At 59.6% G+C, this 19,189-nt stretch carries 15 protein-coding genes, 4 tRNA genes and 1 pseudogene; 5 read left to right on the forward strand and 15 right to left on the reverse strand.

From position 1 onward, the window contains the following. Positions 1 to 180 precede the first annotated feature (180 nt). The 5 genes from asd to leuC all read right to left on the reverse strand — a co-directional run bounded on the left by asd (position 181) and on the right by leuC (position 5,493). Positions 181 to 1,293, reverse strand: coding sequence for an aspartate-semialdehyde dehydrogenase (gene asd, locus AACY50_RS06910; protein ID WP_339433425.1), 1,113 nt, complete (start codon positions 1,291 to 1,293; stop codon positions 181 to 183). Between the two features lie 66 nt (positions 1,294 to 1,359). After that, positions 1,360 to 2,442: a 3-isopropylmalate dehydrogenase gene (leuB, locus tag AACY50_RS06915; protein ID WP_064588354.1), complete on the reverse strand. Its 1,083-nt coding sequence runs from the start codon at positions 2,440 to 2,442 to the stop codon at positions 1,360 to 1,362. A gap of 54 nt (positions 2,443 to 2,496) precedes the next feature. After that, positions 2,497 to 3,264, reverse strand: a complete 768-nt coding sequence (locus tag AACY50_RS06920; RefSeq protein WP_339538336.1) for a class I SAM-dependent methyltransferase — start codon at positions 3,262 to 3,264, stop codon at positions 2,497 to 2,499. Positions 3,265 to 3,419: 155 nt separating this feature from the next. Continuing rightward, positions 3,420 to 4,064, reverse strand: a complete 645-nt coding sequence (gene leuD / locus AACY50_RS06925) for a 3-isopropylmalate dehydratase small subunit (RefSeq protein WP_339433427.1) — start codon at positions 4,062 to 4,064, stop codon at positions 3,420 to 3,422. A gap of 10 nt (positions 4,065 to 4,074) precedes the next feature. Then, on the reverse strand, positions 4,075 to 5,493 hold the full coding sequence (gene leuC / locus AACY50_RS06930; RefSeq protein WP_339433428.1) for a 3-isopropylmalate dehydratase large subunit: 1,419 nt from the start codon (positions 5,491 to 5,493) through the stop codon (positions 4,075 to 4,077). A 141-nt stretch (positions 5,494 to 5,634) separates the two neighbouring features. Between leuC and AACY50_RS06935 the strand changes: the two genes are divergently transcribed. The 3 genes and pseudogenes from AACY50_RS06935 to AACY50_RS06945 all read left to right on the forward strand — a co-directional run. Then, entirely contained in the window at positions 5,635 to 6,525 is an 891-nt protein-coding gene (locus tag AACY50_RS06935; RefSeq protein ID WP_339538337.1) for a LysR family transcriptional regulator, read from the forward strand. A 68-nt stretch (positions 6,526 to 6,593) separates the two neighbouring features. Continuing rightward, positions 6,594 to 9,872 carry a PAS domain S-box protein gene (locus AACY50_RS06940; RefSeq protein ID WP_339494585.1) on the forward strand — a complete coding sequence of 1,093 codons (3,279 nt, stop codon included), beginning with the start codon at positions 6,594 to 6,596 and terminating at the stop codon, positions 9,870 to 9,872. A gap of 94 nt (positions 9,873 to 9,966) precedes the next feature. Continuing rightward, a pseudogene (locus AACY50_RS06945) lies at positions 9,967 to 10,302 on the forward strand (Hsp70 family protein); the annotation flags it as partial. Between the two features lie 77 nt (positions 10,303 to 10,379). Here the strand turns inward: AACY50_RS06945 and AACY50_RS06950 are convergent. The 10 genes from AACY50_RS06950 to gltX form a co-directional block, all read right to left on the reverse strand. Next, the gene (locus AACY50_RS06950) at positions 10,380 to 10,826 is read right to left on the reverse strand and encodes an Hsp20 family protein (RefSeq protein ID WP_339433431.1); all 447 of its coding nucleotides are present in this window, start codon (positions 10,824 to 10,826) and stop codon (positions 10,380 to 10,382) included. A gap of 121 nt (positions 10,827 to 10,947) precedes the next feature. Then, entirely contained in the window at positions 10,948 to 11,907 is a 960-nt protein-coding gene (locus tag AACY50_RS06955; RefSeq protein ID WP_339538338.1) for a tRNA dihydrouridine synthase, read from the reverse strand. 154 nt (positions 11,908 to 12,061) lie between these two features. Next, complete coding sequence (locus AACY50_RS06960; protein ID WP_339465537.1) at positions 12,062 to 12,511, reverse strand: acyl-CoA thioesterase; 450 nt, start codon at positions 12,509 to 12,511, stop codon at positions 12,062 to 12,064. Positions 12,512 to 12,558: 47 nt separating this feature from the next. Continuing rightward, positions 12,559 to 13,392 (reverse strand): alpha/beta fold hydrolase, encoded by an 834-nt coding sequence (locus tag AACY50_RS06965; RefSeq protein WP_339433434.1) that lies wholly within the window; start codon positions 13,390 to 13,392, stop codon positions 12,559 to 12,561. 30 nt (positions 13,393 to 13,422) lie between these two features. Then, positions 13,423 to 13,962 carry a TetR/AcrR family transcriptional regulator gene (locus tag AACY50_RS06970; RefSeq protein ID WP_339433435.1) on the reverse strand — a complete coding sequence of 180 codons (540 nt, stop codon included), beginning with the start codon at positions 13,960 to 13,962 and terminating at the stop codon, positions 13,423 to 13,425. Between the two features lie 181 nt (positions 13,963 to 14,143). Next, positions 14,144 to 14,219: transfer RNA gene (locus tag AACY50_RS06975), tRNA-Glu, on the reverse strand. Between the two features lie 80 nt (positions 14,220 to 14,299). Further along, positions 14,300 to 14,375 (reverse strand) — tRNA-Ala (locus AACY50_RS06980). Between the two features lie 53 nt (positions 14,376 to 14,428). After that, positions 14,429 to 14,504 (reverse strand) — tRNA-Glu (locus AACY50_RS06985). 79 nt (positions 14,505 to 14,583) lie between these two features. After that, positions 14,584 to 14,659 (reverse strand) — tRNA-Ala (locus AACY50_RS06990). Between the two features lie 201 nt (positions 14,660 to 14,860). Then, on the reverse strand, positions 14,861 to 16,342 hold the full coding sequence (gene gltX, locus AACY50_RS06995) for a glutamate--tRNA ligase (protein WP_339538339.1): 1,482 nt from the start codon (positions 16,340 to 16,342) through the stop codon (positions 14,861 to 14,863). A gap of 230 nt (positions 16,343 to 16,572) precedes the next feature. On the opposite strand from gltX, the gene AACY50_RS07000 reads away from it, so the two are divergent. Together AACY50_RS07000 and AACY50_RS07005 are read left to right on the forward strand one after the other, a co-directional pair. After that, positions 16,573 to 17,622 (forward strand): HlyD family secretion protein, encoded by a 1,050-nt coding sequence (locus AACY50_RS07000; protein WP_339433437.1) that lies wholly within the window; start codon positions 16,573 to 16,575, stop codon positions 17,620 to 17,622. A gap of 49 nt (positions 17,623 to 17,671) precedes the next feature. Beyond that, positions 17,672 to 19,162 carry an MDR family MFS transporter gene (locus tag AACY50_RS07005; protein ID WP_339538416.1) on the forward strand — a complete coding sequence of 497 codons (1,491 nt, stop codon included), beginning with the start codon at positions 17,672 to 17,674 and terminating at the stop codon, positions 19,160 to 19,162. The last annotated feature ends 27 nt before the right edge of the window (positions 19,163 to 19,189 follow it).

The following is a 19,189-nucleotide window of genomic DNA, read 5'->3' on the forward strand; positions in this document are numbered from 1 at the left end:
CAATTTCTGCGGGATTTGTGGTGGCCGTTCGGACGCCTTCGCGAGCAAGCCCCCACACACTTGAAATGCATTCCCATGCGGGCTTGCTCGCGAAAAGGCCGGCACAGTCACCCGAAAAAATTCAGGCATAAAAAACCCGCACCTCTCACAAGGGGCGGGCTCTTTCATGGCTTCAAGCGATCAACGCTCCAGCAGGATCCGCAGCATGCGACGCAGCGGCTCAGCCGCGCCCCACAGCAGTTGGTCGCCGACGGTGAAGGCGCCGAGGAACTGCGAACCCATGTTCAATTTGCGCAGACGACCGACCGGAACATTCAGGGTGCCAGTGACCTTGGTCGGGCTCAGCTCCTGCATGCTGATCTCGCGCTGGTTTGGTACCAGTTTGACCCAAGGGTTGTGCTGACTGATCAACCCTTCGATGTCGGCGATCGGCACATCTTTGTTCAGCTTGATGGTCAGTGCCTGGCTGTGGCAACGCATGGCGCCGATGCGCACGCAGATGCCATCGACCGGAATCGGGCTCTTGAAGCGACCCAGAATCTTGTTGGTCTCGGCCTGGGCCTTCCATTCTTCACGGCTCTGGCCGTTCGGCAGTTCCTTGTCGATCCACGGGATCAGGCTGCCGGCCAGCGGTACGCCGAAGTTCTCGGTCGGGTACGCGTCGCTGCGCATGGCTTCGGCCACACGACGGTCGATGTCGAGAATCGCGCTCGCCGGGTCGGCCAGTTGATCGGCGACAGCGGCGTGGGTCGCGCCCATCTGCTTGATCAGCTCACGCATGTTCTGCGCACCGGCACCAGAAGCGGCCTGATAGGTCATGGCGCTCATCCACTCGACCAGACCCGCCTCAAACAGACCGCCCAGCCCCATGAGCATCAGGCTGACGGTGCAGTTGCCGCCGACGTAGTTCTTGGTGCCTGCATCCAGTTGCTGGTCGATGACCTTGCGGTTGACCGGATCGAGAATGATGACCGCGTCATCGTTCATGCGCAGGCTGGAAGCCGCGTCGATCCAGTAGCCCTGCCAGCCGGCTTCGCGCAGCTTCGGGAACACTTCGCTGGTGTAGTCGCCGCCCTGGCAGGTCAGAATCACGTCGAGGGTCTTCAGCTCATCAATGCTGTAAGCATCCTTGAGCGGAGCAATGTCCTTGCCCACAGACGGGCCTTGGCCACCGACATTGGACGTGGTGAAAAACACCGGCTCGATTAGATCGAAATCCTGCTCTTCCAGCATCCGCTGCATGAGCACGGAACCGACCATCCCGCGCCAACCGATCAGACCTACACGTTTCATCGCAACTACACCTTTTTGAAAAGTGGGCCGCTGCTTTGTATTGAATTTCGCAGCGGGCCCGAGAGATTACAGATTCCGCAGCGCGGCGACTACTGCGTCACCCATTTCCTGCGTACCGACTTTGGTGCAACCGGCCGAATAGATGTCACCGGTGCGAAGACCTTGATCCAGCACCACGCTGACGGCTTTTTCGATGGCATCGGCCGCGTCGTGCAGATTGAAGCTGTAACGCAGCATCATCGATACCGACAGAATGGTCGCCAAGGGGTTGGCGATGCCTTTGCCTGCGATGTCCGGCGCCGAGCCGTGGCAAGGCTCGTACATGCCCTTGTTGTTGGAGTCCAGCGAAGCGGACGGCAACATGCCGATGGAGCCGGTGAGCATCGACGCTTCGTCGGACAGAATGTCGCCAAACAGGTTGTCGGTCACGATCACGTCGAACTGCTTCGGTGCGCGCACCAGTTGCATGGCGGCGTTGTCGACGTACATGTGGCTCAGCTCGACCTCTGGGTAATCCTTGGCCACCTGCTCGACCACTTCACGCCACAGTTGGCTGGACGCCAGCACGTTGGCCTTGTCCACCGAGCACAGCTTCTTGCCGCGCACCATGGCCATGTCGAAACCGACACGGGCGATGCGGCGGATTTCGCTTTCGCTGTACGGCAGGGTGTCGTAGGCCTGACGCTCGCCGTTTTCAAGCGTGCGGGTGCCACGAGGCGCGCCGAAGTAGATGCCGCCGGTCAGCTCACGGACGATCAGGATGTCCAGACCGGCAACGATTTCCGGCTTCAGGCTCGACGCGTCGGCCAACTGCGGGTAGAGAATCGCCGGACGCAGGTTGCCGAACAGGCCCAGTTGCGCACGGATTTTCAGCAGGCCGCGCTCAGGGCGGATGTCGCGCTCGATGGTGTCCCATTTCGGGCCGCCCACGGCGCCCAGCAGCACGGCGTCGGCAGCACGGGCACGGTCGAGGGTTTCGTCGGCCAGCGGCACGCCGTGTTTGTCGATGGCGGCGCCACCGATCACGTCATGGCTCAGCTCGAAACCCAGGCTGTACTTGTCGTTGGCAAGCGTAAGAACCTTGACCGCTTCGGCCATGATTTCCGGACCAATACCATCACCTGGGAGAATCAGAATCTGCTTGCTCATGCTTTCCTCGTGTCTTCAATCGGTGCGCCATTACCGGCACGCCCGGATAAATTCTTATCGCTCGGCCATCAGCACGATGACATCTGTACTGAACGAACCATCGGCCGCAATCTCGAAATATTCGCGCACTTCGTTACCCATCGACTGCTGCAACTGACGGATCGCCGCGCGCATCACTTCGGGTGTACGCATGCGCTCCACCCAACTGCTGTACTCCAGCCGCAAACGCTGCCGCGTGGTGCTGCGGGTATGCAGCCCGGCTTCGCTGACATGCCGCAACCACTCGCCGGCGCAATAATCGCGCACATGACTGGTGTCACGCAGCACTTCGACGCTTTGCAGGTAAGTGTCGAACAACGGGCTACCCGGCGACAACACATCAACGAACGCCGCCACACCGCCGGGCTTGAGCACCCGACGCACTTCGCGCAGAGCCACACCCAGATCGCTCCAGTGATGCGCCGAATAACGGCTGAACACAAAGTCGAACTCGCCATCGGCAAACGGCAATCGCTCGGCGGCGCCGTTGACGGTGGCAATGTTACTCAGGCCGCGATCAACGGCAGCGGCTGCGACCACGTCGAGCATTTGCTGCGACAGATCGTAAGCGACCACGTCCTTGACCCGCGGTGCGACGTGAAAACTCACATGACCGGCGCCACACCCCAAGTCCAGTACTCGGGCTTCGCCCTGCCCGACCAGTTCAGCCTGTAGCAGCGCAAATTCGGTGCCTTGCGCGTGAACGGCGCTGCTCAGGTAGGCGGCGGCCTGCTCACCGAATTGCTTTTGTACGACCTGAGTGTGCTGGGCAGTGCTGGTCATGGGGACTTCCTTTTGGTTTTAGCCTTGTATTGCCTGGACTGCCGCCTTCGGGAGCAAGCCCCCTCCCACCCTGGATTTGTGGCCTATACAACAACCCTGTGGGAGGGGGCTTGCTCCCGAAGAGGCTGGCCCTGACTGCATCAATCTCGAATCAATCACGCGTCGCGAAACAACCACGGCTGGCTGACCCGATGCTTGGCCTCAAACGTCGCAATCGCATCGCCGTCCTGCAAGGTCAGACCGATATCGTCCAGACCGTTCAACAGGCAGTGCTTGCGGAACGCATCGATTTCAAAGTTGTAAACCTTTCCATCCGGACGGGTCACGGTTTGCGCGTGCAGATCGACCTGCAATTGATAACCCGGCTCGGCCTCGACCTGTTTGAACAGTTCGTCGACTTCAGCGTCACTCAAGATGATCGGCAGCAAACCGTTCTTGAAGCTGTTGTTGAAGAAGATGTCGGCGTAACTCGGCGCGATGATGCTGCGAAAACCGTATTCTTCCAGCGCCCACGGCGCGTGCTCACGGCTGGAGCCGCAACCGAAGTTCTCGCGGGCCAGCAACACGCTGGCGCCTTGATAACGCTCGGCGTTGAGGACGAATTCCTTGTTCAGAGGGCGCTTGGAGTTGTCCTGATACGGTTGACCCACATCCAGGTAACGCCACTCGTCGAACAGGTTAGGGCCGAAACCGGTGCGTTTGATCGATTTCAAGAACTGCTTCGGAATGATCTGGTCGGTGTCGACGTTGGCACGATCCAAAGGCGCGACAAGACCAGTGTGCTGGGTGAAAGCTTTCATGCTGCGCTCCTTAAATCAATTCACGAACGTCGATGAAACGACCGTTCACCGCTGCCGCAGCAGCCATGGCCGGGCTGACGAGGTGGGTACGGCCACCGGCGCCTTGACGGCCCTCGAAGTTACGGTTGGACGTCGAGGCGCAATGTTCGCCGGACTCCAAACGATCCGGGTTCATTGCCAGGCACATCGAGCAACCCGGCTCACGCCATTCAAAACCGGCGTCGAGGAAAATCTTGTCCAGACCTTCGGATTCAGCTTGCGCCTTCACCAGACCCGAACCCGGCACCACAATCGCTTGCTTGATGGTCGAAGCGACTTTACGGCCCTTGGCGATGACTGCCGCAGCGCGCAAATCCTCGATCCGCGAGTTGGTGCAGGAACCAATGAACACGCGATCCAGTTGAATGTCGGTGATCGCCTGATTGGCGGTCAAGCCCATGTATTTCAAGGCGCGGACGATCGAGTCGCGCTTGACCAGATCCATCTCTTTGGCCGGATCAGGGACGTTCTGATCAACGGCCAGGACCATTTCCGGCGAAGTGCCCCAACTGACTTGCGGCTTGATCTGCGCAGCGTCGAGTTCAACCACAGTGTCAAACCTGGCATCGACGTCGGAAACCAGATCCTTCCAGGCCTCGACCGCCATGTCCCACTGCGCGCCTTTCGGTGCGAATGGACGACCTTTCACGTAATCGACCGTTTTTTGATCCGCGGCCACCAGACCCACGCGGGCGCCGGCTTCGATGGACATGTTGCAGATGGTCATGCGGCCTTCGACGGACAAGTCGCGGATCGCGCTGCCGGCAAATTCGATGGCATGGCCGTTACCGCCGGCGGTGCCGATCTTGCCGATCACGGCAAGGACGATGTCCTTGGCGGTCACGCCGAACGGCAATTGGCCTTCAACGCGCACCAGCATGTTCTTCATTTTCTTGGCGACCAGGCACTGGGTGGCGAGCACATGCTCGACCTCGGAAGTGCCGATGCCGTGAGCCAATGCGCCAAATGCGCCATGGGTCGAGGTGTGCGAGTCACCGCACACAACCGTCATGCCCGGCAAGGTCGCGCCCTGCTCCGGGCTGATCACATGGACGATGCCCTGGCGGACGTCATTCATCTTGAACTCGACGATGCCGTACTCATCACAGTTGTCATCGAGGGTCTGAACCTGCAAACGCGAGACCTGGTCGGCGATGGCTTCGATGCCGCCCTTGCGCTCCGGAGTCGTCGGTACGTTGTGGTCCGGGGTGGCGATATTGGCATCGATACGCCATGGCTTGCGCCCGGCCAGACGCAGGCCTTCAAAGGCTTGCGGCGAGGTCACTTCGTGAATGATGTGACGATCGATGTAAATCAGCGCCGAGCCATCGTCGCGCTGCTTGACCAAATGCGAATCCCAGAGCTTGTCGTAGAGCGTTTTGCCGGCCATCAGACGGTTCCTCATCAGCTTGTTTCTATGCCTTGGGCTTATCAATAACCCTTTGGCTTGTGAGGCCGATCCTATGGGGTTACATTAAATAACTCAAATTCATATTTTTTATGCTTTGGATAACCAACTGGAATACAACCAATGGATCTGGCCAACCTCAACGCTTTTATCGCGATTGCCGAGACTGGCAGCTTCTCCGGCGCCGGTGAACGCCTGCACCTGACACAACCGGCCATCAGCAAGCGCATTGCCGGGCTGGAACAGCAATTGAAGGTGCGCCTGTTCGATCGACTGGGCCGTGAAGTCGGCCTGACCGAGGCCGGTCGCGCCCTGCTGCCACGGGCTTATCAGATCCTCAACGTGCTGGACGACACCCGCCGCGCCCTGACCAACCTGACCGGCGAAGTCAGCGGCCGCCTGACCCTGGCCACCAGTCACCACATCGGCCTGCACCGCCTGCCCCCCTTATTAAGAGAGTTCACCCGCCGCTACCCACAGGTCGCGCTGGATATTCAGTTCCTCGATTCGGAAGTGGCCTACGAGGAAATTCTCCATGGGCGTGCAGAACTGGCGGTCATCACCCTGGCGCCGGAGCCTCATTCGTTGGTCAAAGCCACACCTGTCTGGGACGATCCGCTGGATTTTGTCGTCGCTCCGGAACACTCGCTGATCAGTAATGGCCCCGTCACTCTTGAGGACATCGCCCGTCATCCGGCCGTATTCCCCGGCGGAAATACCTTCACACACCATATTGTGCAGCGCTTATTCGAGGCCCAAGGGCTGGCGCCGAACATCGCCATGAGCACCAACTATCTGGAAACCATCAAGATGATGGTTTCCATCGGCCTTGCCTGGAGCGTTTTGCCGCGCACCATGCTCGATGAGCAGGTGGCAAGCATCGCATTGCCGGGCATACAACTCAGCCGCCAGCTAGGCTATATCGTGCACACCGAACGGACGCTATCGAATGCGGCAAGAGCATTTATGGCCTTATTGGACGCACAAATCGATCTGCCAGGGACTCTGGGCTAACTTGTGCTACTCCTATAGAGCCGCTGTCCCTGTGCCTAACGCCACCATCCGCTCAAGGCCTGTTAACGATGCCGAAGTCTGTTGACCGAATTCCGCCGATGCCGCGCATTCAAGCCATTGACCCGCGTTACTCCGAGCAGAGCTGGGAGAGCGCGCCGCAATTACTGGCCGCGCTCAATGGCGCAAGGCTCGGCGCCTGGTACTGGGACATCGAACGAGGGCAGATCAGCTGGTCGCGGGGGACTCAGGCGTTGTTCGGTTTCGATCCGCGCAAGCCACTGCCCGAAGACCTCGAATACCTTGACCTGTTGCCACCGGAAGACCGGGCAAAAACCGTTCGCGCCTTCCACGCAGTGATCGCCGGAGCGCCGCTGGAACAGGCGATGCATCACCGCATCCGCTGGCCCGATGGCAGCCTGCATTGGCTGGAGGTCAGCGGAAGTCTGCTCCCGGACAAAAACGGCCGCCCCCGAATGATCGGGGTGATTCGCGAAATCACCCACCAACGGCAACGCGAACAGGCCCTGAGCAGCTCGGAAAAACGTTTCGCCACGCTGTTTCACCTGTGTCCGAACATGGTTTTACTGACCCGCCAGGAAGACGGCCTGATCAGCGAAGCCAACCAGTATTTCGAAAGCCTGTTCGGCTGGCCGGTGCAGAGCGCGATTGGCCGCACCACGCTGGAACTGGGCCTGTGGGTGCATCCGGAGGAACGGGCCGAACTGGTGAAGAAAACCAAGGCCAAGGGCGAACTGATCAGCATGGAAGTGCAGTTTCGCGCCAGCAATGGTCAGGTTCATGACGGCATTCTCAGCGCGCAGAAAGTCGAACTCGAAGGCCAGCCGTATCTGCTGAGCACCTTCCTGGACACCACCGAACGCAAAGCCGCCGAACACGCGCTGAAGGACAGCCAGGAACGCCTCGACCTGGCGCTGGACTCGGCACAACTCGGCACCTGGGACTGGCACATCCCCAGCGGCATGCTCTACGGCTCGGCACGAGCCGCGCAATTGCACGGCCTGGAGCCGAAACCGTTTCATGAATCGTTCGACGAGTTTTTCGAAGGCGTGCCCGGCGAAGAACGCGACAGCATGCGCGATGCCTACCGCAGCCTGCGCGAAGGCCCGGCGGGCAATTATCAGCTGACTTATCGCGTACAGCTCCCGGACGGGAGTTCACGCTACCTGGAAAGCCGCGCCCGCCTCTATCGCGACGAAAACGGCGCCCCGCTGCGCATGGCCGGCACGTTGCTGGACATCACCGACCAGGTCGAGCGCGAGCAACGACTGGTCGCGTCGGAAGAGAAATTCGCCACGCTGTTTCAGGTCAGCCCCGATCCGATCTGCGTTACGCGCCAGGACAGCGGCGAGTTCATCGAGATCAATTCAAGCTTCAGCCAAACATTCGGCTGGAGCGCCGTTGATATCATTGGCCACTCCGCCGAAGAGATCGGCCTGTGGGATGCCTCGGCGAAAAGCCTGCAACGTATCGAACGGGTGATCCGCGAACAAGGCCTGAGCAATGTGGCGATCATCGTCCAGCACAAGGATGGCCAATCGCTGACCTGCGTGATTTCCAGTCGCCAGATCAGCGTTGGCAATCAACCGTGCATCGTCACCACGCTGCGCGACATCACCCAGCAGCAACGTTCGGAAGCGGCGCTCAAAGCCAGCGAAGAGAAATTTGCCAAGGCATTTCACTCCAGCCCCGACGCGATCACCATTACCGAGCGCGATACCGGGCGCTATCTGGAGGTCAACGACGGTTTCTGTCGCCTCACCGGTTATCGCGCCGATGAAGTCGTGGGCAAAACCGCCTATCAGGTGGGCATCTGGGCCGAAGAAAAACAGCGCTCGGCGTTGCTTGCCGAATTACAGATAAAGGGCCGCGTGCATCACCAGGAAATGCTCGGGCGCAACAAGCGCGGGGAATTGCTGACGGTAGAAGTCTCGGTCGAACCGATCACCCTGAATGAAACAGCGTGCCTGCTGCTCACCGCTCGGGACGTCAGCCTGCTGAAAAACGCTGAAGCACAAATCCGCCACCTGGCTTACCACGATCCGCTGACCAACCTGCCCAATCGTGCCCTGCTGATGGATCGCCTGAGCCAGCAGATCGCCCTGCTCAAACGCCATAATTTGCGTGGCGCATTGCTGTTTCTCGATCTGGATCACTTCAAGCACATCAACGATTCGCTCGGCCACCCGGTCGGCGACACGGTACTGAAAATCATCACCGCCCGCCTTGAAGCGAGCGTACGCATGGAAGACACGGTCGCCCGTCTGGGCGGCGATGAGTTCGTGGTATTGCTCAGCGGTTTGGAAGGCTCGCGCAATGAAGTCAGCACGCAAGTGCGCGAACTGGCCGACACGCTCCGTGAACTGCTATCGGAGCCCATGTTTCTCGACGGTCAGCGCTTGCAGGTCACGCCAAGCATTGGCGTGGCGCTGATTCCGGACCACGGCTCGACCCCGACCGACCTGCTCAAGCGCGCCGACATTGCCCTGTACCGGGCCAAGGATTCCGGGCGCAACACCACGCAGATGTATCACCACACCATGCAGAAAGCCGCCAGCGAACGACTGCGCATGGAGACCGACTTGCGCCTGGCCTTGTCTCGCGGCGAATTCAACGTGCATTTTCAGCCGCAGATCGACGCTCGGGACAACCGCATCATCGGCGCCGAAGCACTGGTACGCTGGAATCACCCGGCTCTCGGCGCACAGTCGCCCGCCGAGTTCATCAAAGTGCTGGAGGATAGCGGCCTGATTCTGGAAGTCGGGACGTGGATCCTCGACGAAGCCTGCGAGGCATTCAAAACGTTGATCGCCCTGAAACTGGTTGATCCGCTTAACTTCAGTCTGTGCGTCAACATCAGCCCCCGGCAGTTCCGGCAGAACGACTTCGTCGAGCGCATTGAACACAGCATGACCAGCCACAGCCTGCCCTGCTCGCTGCTGAAACTGGAAATCACCGAAGGCATCGTCATCCAGAACCTGGAAGACACCATCAACAAAATGCGCCGCTTGAAAAAACTCGGCGTGAGCTTCGCCATGGACGATTTCGGCACCGGTTACTCGTCGCTGACTTACCTCAAGCGTTTACCGGTGGATACGCTGAAAATTGACCAGTCGTTCATCCGCGATGCGACCACCGACCCAAACGACGCCGAGATCATCCGCGCCATCGTCGCCATGGCCCGCAGCCTGCAATTGGAAGTGATTGCCGAAGGCGTGGAAACCCCGGAACAATTGGCCTTTCTGCAAGGCCTGGGCTGTCACTTGTATCAGGGTTATTTACACAGTCGACCATTGCCGCTGGAAGAACTGAAAAAGCTGCTGTCCTGATGTTCGCAGACGCGCAGCTTGCAACAGAACGGCAATTGCCAGTGCTGACAGCAACCTGTAGGGTCGCGGTTTTTGCGCCGTTTCGAGATCTGTCATGCAGGATGCAACCCTCCCCCGCCCGGCCCTGCTGGGCATCGACCTTGGCACCACCAACAGCTTGATCGCCGTCTGGCAGGACGGTCAGGCCCGGTTGATTCCCAACGCTTTGGGTGATGTGCTGACGCCCTCGGTGGTCAGCCTCGATGAAGACGACACGATTCTGGTGGGCAAAGCCGCCCGCGCGCGCCTGACCACGCACCCTGATCGCACCGCCGCAGCATTCAAACGTTTCATGGGCAGCGATAAACAAGTCCAGCTCGGTGCTCGTCAGTTCAGCCCGGAAGAGTTGTCGGCGCTGGTACTCGGCTCACTCAAGCAGGACGCCGAAGCACAAAAAAGGCCCCGACGTATCGGGGCCTTCGTTCAACGGCTCAGCGCCTGTTCAGACAATGTGTGTGCGCAAGTGAATCAGTGCTGCAGAGCCGGCTTTTGCGTCCCGTTGATCGGGATGCGCTTGGCCTTCGCCTCTTCCGGAATCACCCGCAGCAGGTCGATGCTCAGCAGACCGTTACTCAGATCGGCAGCCTTGATCTCGATGTGATCGGCCAGGCGGAAGGACAGTTTGAAAGCACGCTGGGCAATGCCCTGATGCAGAAAGGTCACGCCTTCGTTGGCGTCACGTTTGCCGCCGCTGACGGTCAGCACACCCTTCTCGACTTGCAGTTCCAGGTCTTCTTCCTGGAAACCGGCTGCCGCTACGACGATGCGGTATTGGTCATCACCGTGTTTTTCCACGTTGTAAGGTGGATAGGTGCTGCCTGGCTCGTTGCGCAGGGCGGTTTCGAACAGGTCGTTGAAACGGTCGAAGCCTACCGAGGAACGGAACAGCGGTGCGAGGGAAAATGCAGTGCTCATGGTTCAAATCTCCTGAAAACAATCAGCAAGGTTTTATGTCTGCGCGACCCGAATTCGGCATCGCGTACCCCTTAGATAGGGACCACTGATTTGATTTCAAGAGATTATTTTCAGTTTTTTTTCAGGCCACTTCAGCGACCGGCAGACCCAGCAAGCGCGAGACATGATCCGGTTCCGTCTCACGGCGCAGGACGGTGAACAGCTCAGTGGCTTCGGGATAATTGCGTGTCAGCATGGCCAGCCATTGCTTCAGACGGCCCGGGGATTGGCGCGCAGTCATCTGCGCTTTGGCTTGCAGCCAGAAATCCTGAATCAATGGCATCAGCTCGGCCCAGGTCATCTCGACCACTTCCTCACCAGCACGTGCAGCGGCGATCTGCCTGGCCAGATCCGGGCGCGAAACCAGGCCGCGACCGAGCATGATGTCTTCCACGCCGCTGATTTCACGGCAACGGCGCCAGTCTTCGACGCTCCAGATATCGCCGTTGGCGAATACCGGCACCTTGACCACGTCCTGCACGCGAGGAATCCACTCCCAATGCGCCGGCGGTTTGTAGCCATCCATTTTGGTTCGGGCGTGAACCACGATGTGTTCGGCGCCGCCTTCAGCCAACGCCGTGGCGCAGACCAGCGAGCCGTCCGGGCTGTCGAAGCCCAGACGCATTTTTGCGGTGACAGGGATGTACGCAGGCACGGCGCGACGCACGTGCTCGACGATCTGGTTGAGCAGCTCAGGCTCCTTGAGCAGCACCGCCCCACCACGGGATTTGTTGACAGTCTTGGCCGGACAACCGAAGTTGAGGTCGATCACTTCGGAGCCGAGTTCGCAGGCCAGTGCAGCGTTCTCCGCCAGGCACACCGGGTCGGAACCCAACAACTGGACGCGCAAAGGCACTCCGGACGCCGTGCGCGCACCGTTGAGCAGCTCCGGGCCGAACTTGTGGAAATAGGCCGGGGTGAGCAACTGATCGTTGACCCGAATGAATTCGGTCACGCACCAGTCGATACCGCCAACGCGGGTCAGCACGTCACGAAGGATGTCGTCGACCAACCCCTCCATGGGCGCCAGAGCAATTTGCATGGAAAAAACACTACTCAGAGGAAAAACGTGCGGCAGTTTACTGGATTACGAGAAAAACCGCAGATCCCTTGTGGGAGCGGGCTTGCTCGCGAAGGCAGTGTGTCAGTCGATAAACGTGCTGGCTGACACGACGCCTTCGCGAGCAAGCCCACATTTAGATTTTCGCTAACTCTGACGACTGGATCGCCGGGCCATACCCCTCGATGAACTCCGCCGGCATGCGCTTGGGTTTGCCGGTGGACAGTTCGATGCAGACGAACGTGGTTTGGGCGCGCAACAGAGTGGCGTTGTCGCTCGGGCGGATCAGCTGGAAATGCCGGGTCATTTTCAGGCGCTGATCCCAATCGACAATCCAGGTCGCCAATTGCAGTTCGTCGCCCTCATAGGCGGCTGCCAGATAATCGATCTCGTGACGCACCACCGCCATCGCCCGGTCGAGCCGCCGATACTCGACCAGATCCAGCCCCAGACGCTGCGAGTGGCGCCAGGCGCAGCGTTCGAGCCAGGTCACGTAGACCGCGTTGTTTGCGTGGCCCAGCCCGTCGATGTCCTCGGCGCCTACTTGCAGATCAATGGTAAACGGCGTTGCTCGATCCCAGCCCATGCCCCACTCCCGGTCAGATGATTCAACCGGGGCAGTGTAACGGATGCTCAGGCCGATTGCCGTGCCTGAAGGCTGCGGCCGGCCAACAGTGATAACACGCCATCAATCACCCGAGGGTCGGCCAGCACGCGCTGATGACCACCGCTTTCGAGGCGCAGAAGACGACTGTCAAACCAGGCTTCGTGGATCCATTGAGACTCTTTGACCGAGACAAAATTGTCATCTTCGGCATGCACGATCAGACCGGGCATATCCAACTGATAATGGGCGACATCCAGCGTGGCGGCGCGCATACCGACATCCTGCTCGACCTGGCGGATAAATGCCGAACGCGCTCTGGGCGGCATACCGACATAACGGGCGAACCCGCGCAGCACACCCAGGATTCGGGCGGGAGCAGCGATGCTGACAAGGGTTTCGGTGCGCAAGCCCAGTTGCACGGCAAGCATCGCGCTGGCGCCACCCATGGAGTGGCCAATAACGGCTTGCAGTGGCGGCAGTTCGGCAGCCGCTTCGAGCATGGCGCGAGCGAACAGCACGACATTGGCTTCACGCCCTGGCGATCTGCCGTGAGCCGGGCCATCGAGTGCGACGACCGTGTAACCGGCTTCGACCAGCGCGGTGATCAGCGCGGCGAATTGGGTTGGCCGCCCTTCCCAGCCATGCATCAGCAAAACGGTCGGGCCTTGGCCCCAGCGCAGGGCTGACAGACCGAAGCGCAACGTGATGCGTTCGGAATTGGCCAGCAGCGGCAACTCCCAATCCCGCAGGGGCAGCGACCGCGGCGTCATGAACGCCAGGCGCATTTTGCTCGCCACGCGTTTCGGTGCAATCCAGCCCAAGGTGCCATTAACGCCACGAACCCACTTCAACGTGTTCATCGCTCTCTCCTCAGGCGTGTTGCCTTCAGGTCAACGCACCGCCGACTTGGCGGCGCGCAGCAATCGATCGGATAAATCTCCCGGGCCGAGCGCTCTTGCGAGTGCCAGCCCACCCACCATCAAGGCCACGTCGGCCAGGGCTTTGTCAGTGTCCTCAGGGCTGGACGCCAACTGCGCAATCATCAATTCCAGGTGTTCGTTGAGCGCGATGCGGAACGACTCCGGCAAACGCCCCAGCTCACCGATCGAGGCCGGGATCGGACAGGCTGCATCGCTGGAGTCGCGGTGCTTGCGCGACAGGTAAAACGTAGCGACCAGTGCGCGACGTTCTTCACCGGTCAGCTCGGTGTCCATGTCGGCAATCAAGTCGCGGCGGCGACCGAGCAATTGCTTGAACGCCTCCAGCATCATCGCGTCCTTGCTTTCGAAGTGCGCATAGAAGCCGCCGACGGTCAGCCCGGCTGCGCCCATCACTTCGCCTACGCTTGGGTCCGCCGGGCCGCGCTGGATCAGCGCGGCACTGGCAGCCTTGAGGATGCGTTCGCGGGTCTGAGCTTTTTTATCGTTCATCGTTGCCTCCGAATATTACGACCAGAATATTATTCTCATAATAATATTCTGCAAGTCGAGGATATGACCGCTGGTCTGAAGCACAGTGTAAGGAAAAAGGAGAATTGGCCAAACGCCAGACAAACAAAAGGGCCATTCAATAATTGAATGACCCTTATAAATCCCGCAGAGCGGGTAATCGTGGCGTCCCCTAGGGGACTCGAACCCCTGTTACCGCCGTGAAAGGGCGGTGTCCTAGGCCACTAGACGAAGGGGACACAAACCCTTCTATACAACTGATCAGTGCTGAGAGCTGATCGACTCAAGGTCGGTGTGGCCAGACCATGAGCTGTAAAATTGGTGGAGCTAAGCGGGATCGAACCGCTGACCTCCTGCATGCCATGCAGGCGCTCTCCCAGCTGAGCTATAGCCCCGGATTTTTCGCCTCGCGGCGGAGCGATCTTTTGCAACATCGCTTCTGTAAAACTGGCGTCCCCTAGGGGACTCGAACCCCTGTTACCGCCGTGAAAGGGCGGTGTCCTAGGCCACTAGACGAAGGGGACGCAAACCCTTCTATACAACTGATCAACGCTGAGTGTTGATCGCTTCGGAGCCGGTGTGGCCAGGCTTCGAAGTGTAAATTGGTGGAGCTAGACGGGATCGAACCGTCGACCTCTTGCATGCCATGCAAGCGCTCTCCCAGCTGAGCTATAGCCCCTCATCGTTGATGTCATCGCTGAGGACGGGGCGAATCTTAATGGCGCATCGGAGGGCTGTCAAACTTATTTTTAAAATATTTCAAAGTTTTTTGCCGACATAACAACCACTTACCGCCCTCACCCCGTATATCTGGGGAAAACGCCGAAGGCCGGCATCAAACGATCCCGGCCTTCGGCGACTCCAGCAGCGTCAAACGCAATCAGGCGATAGCACCCAACAGCTTTTCCCACTCTTTGTTTTCTTTCTTAGACACGCCGCCCAGCAGGTCAATCGCCTGACGCAGACGGAAACGGGTCAGGTCCGGCCCGAGGATTTCCATCGCGTCGAGCACCGACACCGAACTCGCTTGCCCGGTGATGGCCGCGAACATCAGCGGCATCGCGTCACGCAGTTTCAGCTCAAGGGATTCGACCACCGCCTGAATCGTCGCGGTGATGTTGTCCTTCTCCCACTGTCGCAGGCTTTCGAGCTTCCACAGGATCAACTGCATCAATTGGCGAACCTGATCGCCCGAGAGCTTTTTCGATTCGAACAGCTTGGCATCCGGATTGACGCCGCCGGCGAAGAAGAACCCGCCCAGCGGTGCAACCTGACTGAAGGTTTCAACACGGCCCTGGACGTGCGGCGCGATCTTCATCATGTATTCGGCGTTGAACGCCCACTTCTGCACGCGCGCGGCGAACTCTTCCACCGGCAGGTCACGCAACCACTGGCCGTTGAGCCACGACAGTTTCTCGATGTCGAAGATCGGTCCGCCGAGGGACACGCGCTTGAGGTCGAAGTTGTCGACCATTTCCTGCAGCGAGAACTTCTCGCGCTCGTCCGGCATCGACCAGCCCATGCGGCCCAGGTAGTTGAGCATCGATTCCGGCATGAAGCCCATGCGCTCGTAGAACGTCACCGAGGTCGGATTCTTGCGCTTGGACAGCTTGCTCTTGTCCGGGTTACGCAGCAGCGGCATGTAGCACAACTCCGGTTGCTCCCAGCCGAAGTACTCGTACAGCAGAATCAGTTTCGGCGCCGATGGCAGCCACTCTTCGCCGCGCAATACGTGAGTGATGCCCATCAGGTGATCGTCGACTACGTTGGCAAGGAAGTACGTCGGCAGGCCGTCGGTCTTCATCAGCACTTGCATGTCCATGCGATCCCACGGGATCTCGACGTCGCCACGCAGCATGTCCGGCACCACGCAAACACCTTCGCTCGGCACTTTCATGCGGATGACGTGGGGTTCGCCAGCGGCCAGGCGGGCCGCGACTTCTTCCTTGGACAGCAGCAGTGCGCGGCCGTCGTAGCGTGGGGTTTCGCCGCGAGCCATTTGCTCGGCGCGCATCTGATCCAGCTCTTCAGCGGTACAGAAGCACGGGAACGCATGCCCCATGTCGACCAGTTGCTGGCAGTATTTTTGGTAGATGTCGCCGCGTTCGCTCTGGCGATACGGACCGTGCGGACCGCCGACGTCCGGGCCTTCGCTCCAGTCGATACCCAGCCAGCGCAGGGCGTCGAAGATCTGCTGTTCGGACTCGCGGGTCGAACGGAACTGGTCGGTGTCTTCGATGCGCAGGATGAACTCACCGCCATGCTGCTTGGCAAAGCAGTAGTTGAACAATGCGATGTAAGCGGTACCTACGTGGGGGTCCCCGGTAGGCGATGGCGCGATGCGAGTGCGGACGGTGGTCATGGCATGTCTCGAAAAGAATGAAAAGCAAAGAACAATCAAGCCGCGAATGGTAACAGGCGACACCCGCCCCGCTCCAGCGGGCAGGGCATTTAAGCCAAGTTTGCGTCTGGAATGCTCGTAAGCCGCGGTGAATGGCCGAATATCAGCCGATGGCATTTACCGTTTATCGGCTTCGTGCCAGATTCGCCTCCTGATAACTTTCCTTACAATTCCTCGACTACAGTTTGCCCATGCCTGCCCAACTCAAGCGTCGCCTGCTGATTTTACTGCTGTTGGTCCTATTGATCGCCGGGGGCTTCTTCGCCCACTGGTTTTTCAAGGGGCGCTTTTATGAAAGCACCGATAACGCCTATGTCCAGGGCGAGATAACCCGCGTGTCGAGTCAGTTGAGCGCGCGCATCGATCAAGTGCTGGTGCAGGACAACCAGCATGTGGAAAAAGGCCAATTGCTGGTGCGCCTCGAAAGAGAAGACTTCCGCCTGGCCGTGGATCGGGCCAACGCCGCCCTCGCCACCCGCGAAGCCGAGCGACTGCAAGCCCAGAGCAAGCTGACTCAGCAGGCCAGCCTGATCGCCTCGAGCGATGCACAGGTGGCAGCCTCCCAGGCAACCCTGGGCCGCTCGCAGATCGACCTGTCCCGGGCGCAAACCCTGCGCAAACCCGGCTATGTCTCCGAAGAGCGTGTGACCACCCTTTCCGCCGACACCCACATCGCCCGCTCGCAAGTGGCCAAGGCACAGGCCGATGCACAAAGCCAGCGCCAGCAAGTCAACGCACTGACCGCCGAAATCAAACGCCTCGACGCTCAGATCGCCAACGCCCGCGCCGATCTCGCTCAGGCCGAACTCAATCTGACCCGCAGCGACATTCATGCCCCGATCAGTGGCCTGGTCGGCCAGCGCGCGGCGCGTAACGGCCAGATTGTGCAGGCCGGCGCTTATCTGCTGTCGATCGTCCCGGACGAAGACATCTGGGTGCAGGCCAACTTCAAGGAGACTCAGATCGGCCACATGCAGCCCGGACAAAAAGCCGAGCTGACCTTCGACGCCTACAGCGACACGCCGATCGAGGCGCGGGTCGACAGCCTGTTCGCCGCTTCCGGTGCGCAGTTCAGCCTGCTGCCGCCGGACAATGCCACCGGCAACTTCACCAAAGTCGTGCAACGGATCCCGGTGAAACTGACCTTCAAGGCCGATAATCCGCTGCACGGCAAGATCCGTCCGGGCATGTCCGTCACCGCTACCGTGAACATCAAAGACGCCCCGGACAATGGCCGGTGATTCACTGATCCGTCCGGTCGGCGAACCGACCCGGCGGGACTGGATCGCGGTGATGAGCGTGATGCTCGGCGCCTTTATGGCGGTGCTCGACATCCAGATCACCAACTCCTCGCTCAAGGATATTCAGGGCGCACTGTCGGCGACACTGGAGGAAGGTTCGTGGATTTCCACCTCGTATCTGGTCGCGGAAATCATCATGATCCCGCTGACCGCATGGCTGGTGCAGTTGCTCTCGGCGCGGCGCCTGGCGGTGTGGGTGTCGCTGGGTTTTCTGGCGTCTTCGTTGTTGTGCTCGATGGCCTGGAGCCTGGAGAGCATGATCGTTTTTCGCGCCATGCAAGGCTTCACCGGTGGCGCGCTGATCCCGCTGGCCTTCACCCTGACGCTGACAAAGCTTCCCGAACACCATCGCGCCAAAGGCATGGCCATGTTCGCCATGACCGCCACTTTTGCACCGTCCATAGGCCCCACGCTCGGCGGCTGGCTCACGGAAAATTGGGGTTGGGAATACATCTTCTACATCAACATTCCGCCGGGGCTGATCATGATCGCCGGGCTGATGCACGGGCTGGAGAAGAAAGAAGCGCACTGGGAACTGCTGAAAAGCACCGACTACACCGGCATTCTCACCCTGGGCGTCGGCCTCGGTTGCTTGCAGGTATTTCTTGAAGAAGGCCATCGCAAGGACTGGCTCGAATCAAACCTGATCGTGACCCTGGGCAGCATCGCGCTGCTGAGTCTGATCACCTTCGTCATCGTGCAGATTTCCAAACCCAATCCGCTGATCAACCTGGGCATCCTGCGCAACCGCAACTTTGGCCTGTCGAGCATTTCCAGCCTTGGCATGGGTGTCGGACTGTATGGCTCGATCTATCTGCTGCCCTTGTATCTGGCGCAGATCCAGAATTACAACGCCCTGCAGATCGGCGAAGTGATCATGTGGATGGGCGTGCCACAGTTGTTTCTGATTCCGCTGGTGCCGAAGCTGATGAAGTTTGTCTCGCCGAAGTGGCTGTGCACGTTGGGGTTCGGACTGTTCGGCCTAGCGAGTTTTTCTTCGGGAGTGCTCAACCCGGACTTTGCCGGGCCGCAGTTCAATCAAATCCAGATCATTCGGGCGCTGGGCCAGCCGCTGATCATGGTGACCATTTCGCTGATCGCCACGGCTTATATCCTGCCGCAGGATGCCGGTTCTGCGTCGAGCCTGTTCAACATTCTGCGCAACCTGGGTGGCGCCATTGGCATTGCCCTGCTCGCGACGCTATTGGATGCGCGAACCAAGACCTACTTCGATTACTTGCGCGAAGCGGTGGTGCCGACCAATCCACAGGTAGCGCAGCGGCTGGCATCGATGGCGGATCGGTTTGGCAGTGATACAGCGGCGCTGGGCAAGTTGAGTGAGATTGTCCATCAACAGGCAGCGATCATGGCCTATAACGATGCGTTTCATTTTGTCGGGATTGCGCTGGGGATCAGTATGCTGGCGATTTTACTGACCAAAAAATTGCCGCAAGGCCTGAAGGCTGGGGAGGCTCACTGATTGTCAGGGTGTCTGAAGCGCCCCCCC

The organism is Pseudomonas sp. RA_15y_Pfl2_54, assembly GCF_963971015.1.
Taxonomy (GTDB): domain Bacteria; phylum Pseudomonadota; class Gammaproteobacteria; order Pseudomonadales; family Pseudomonadaceae; genus Aquipseudomonas; species Aquipseudomonas baetica_A.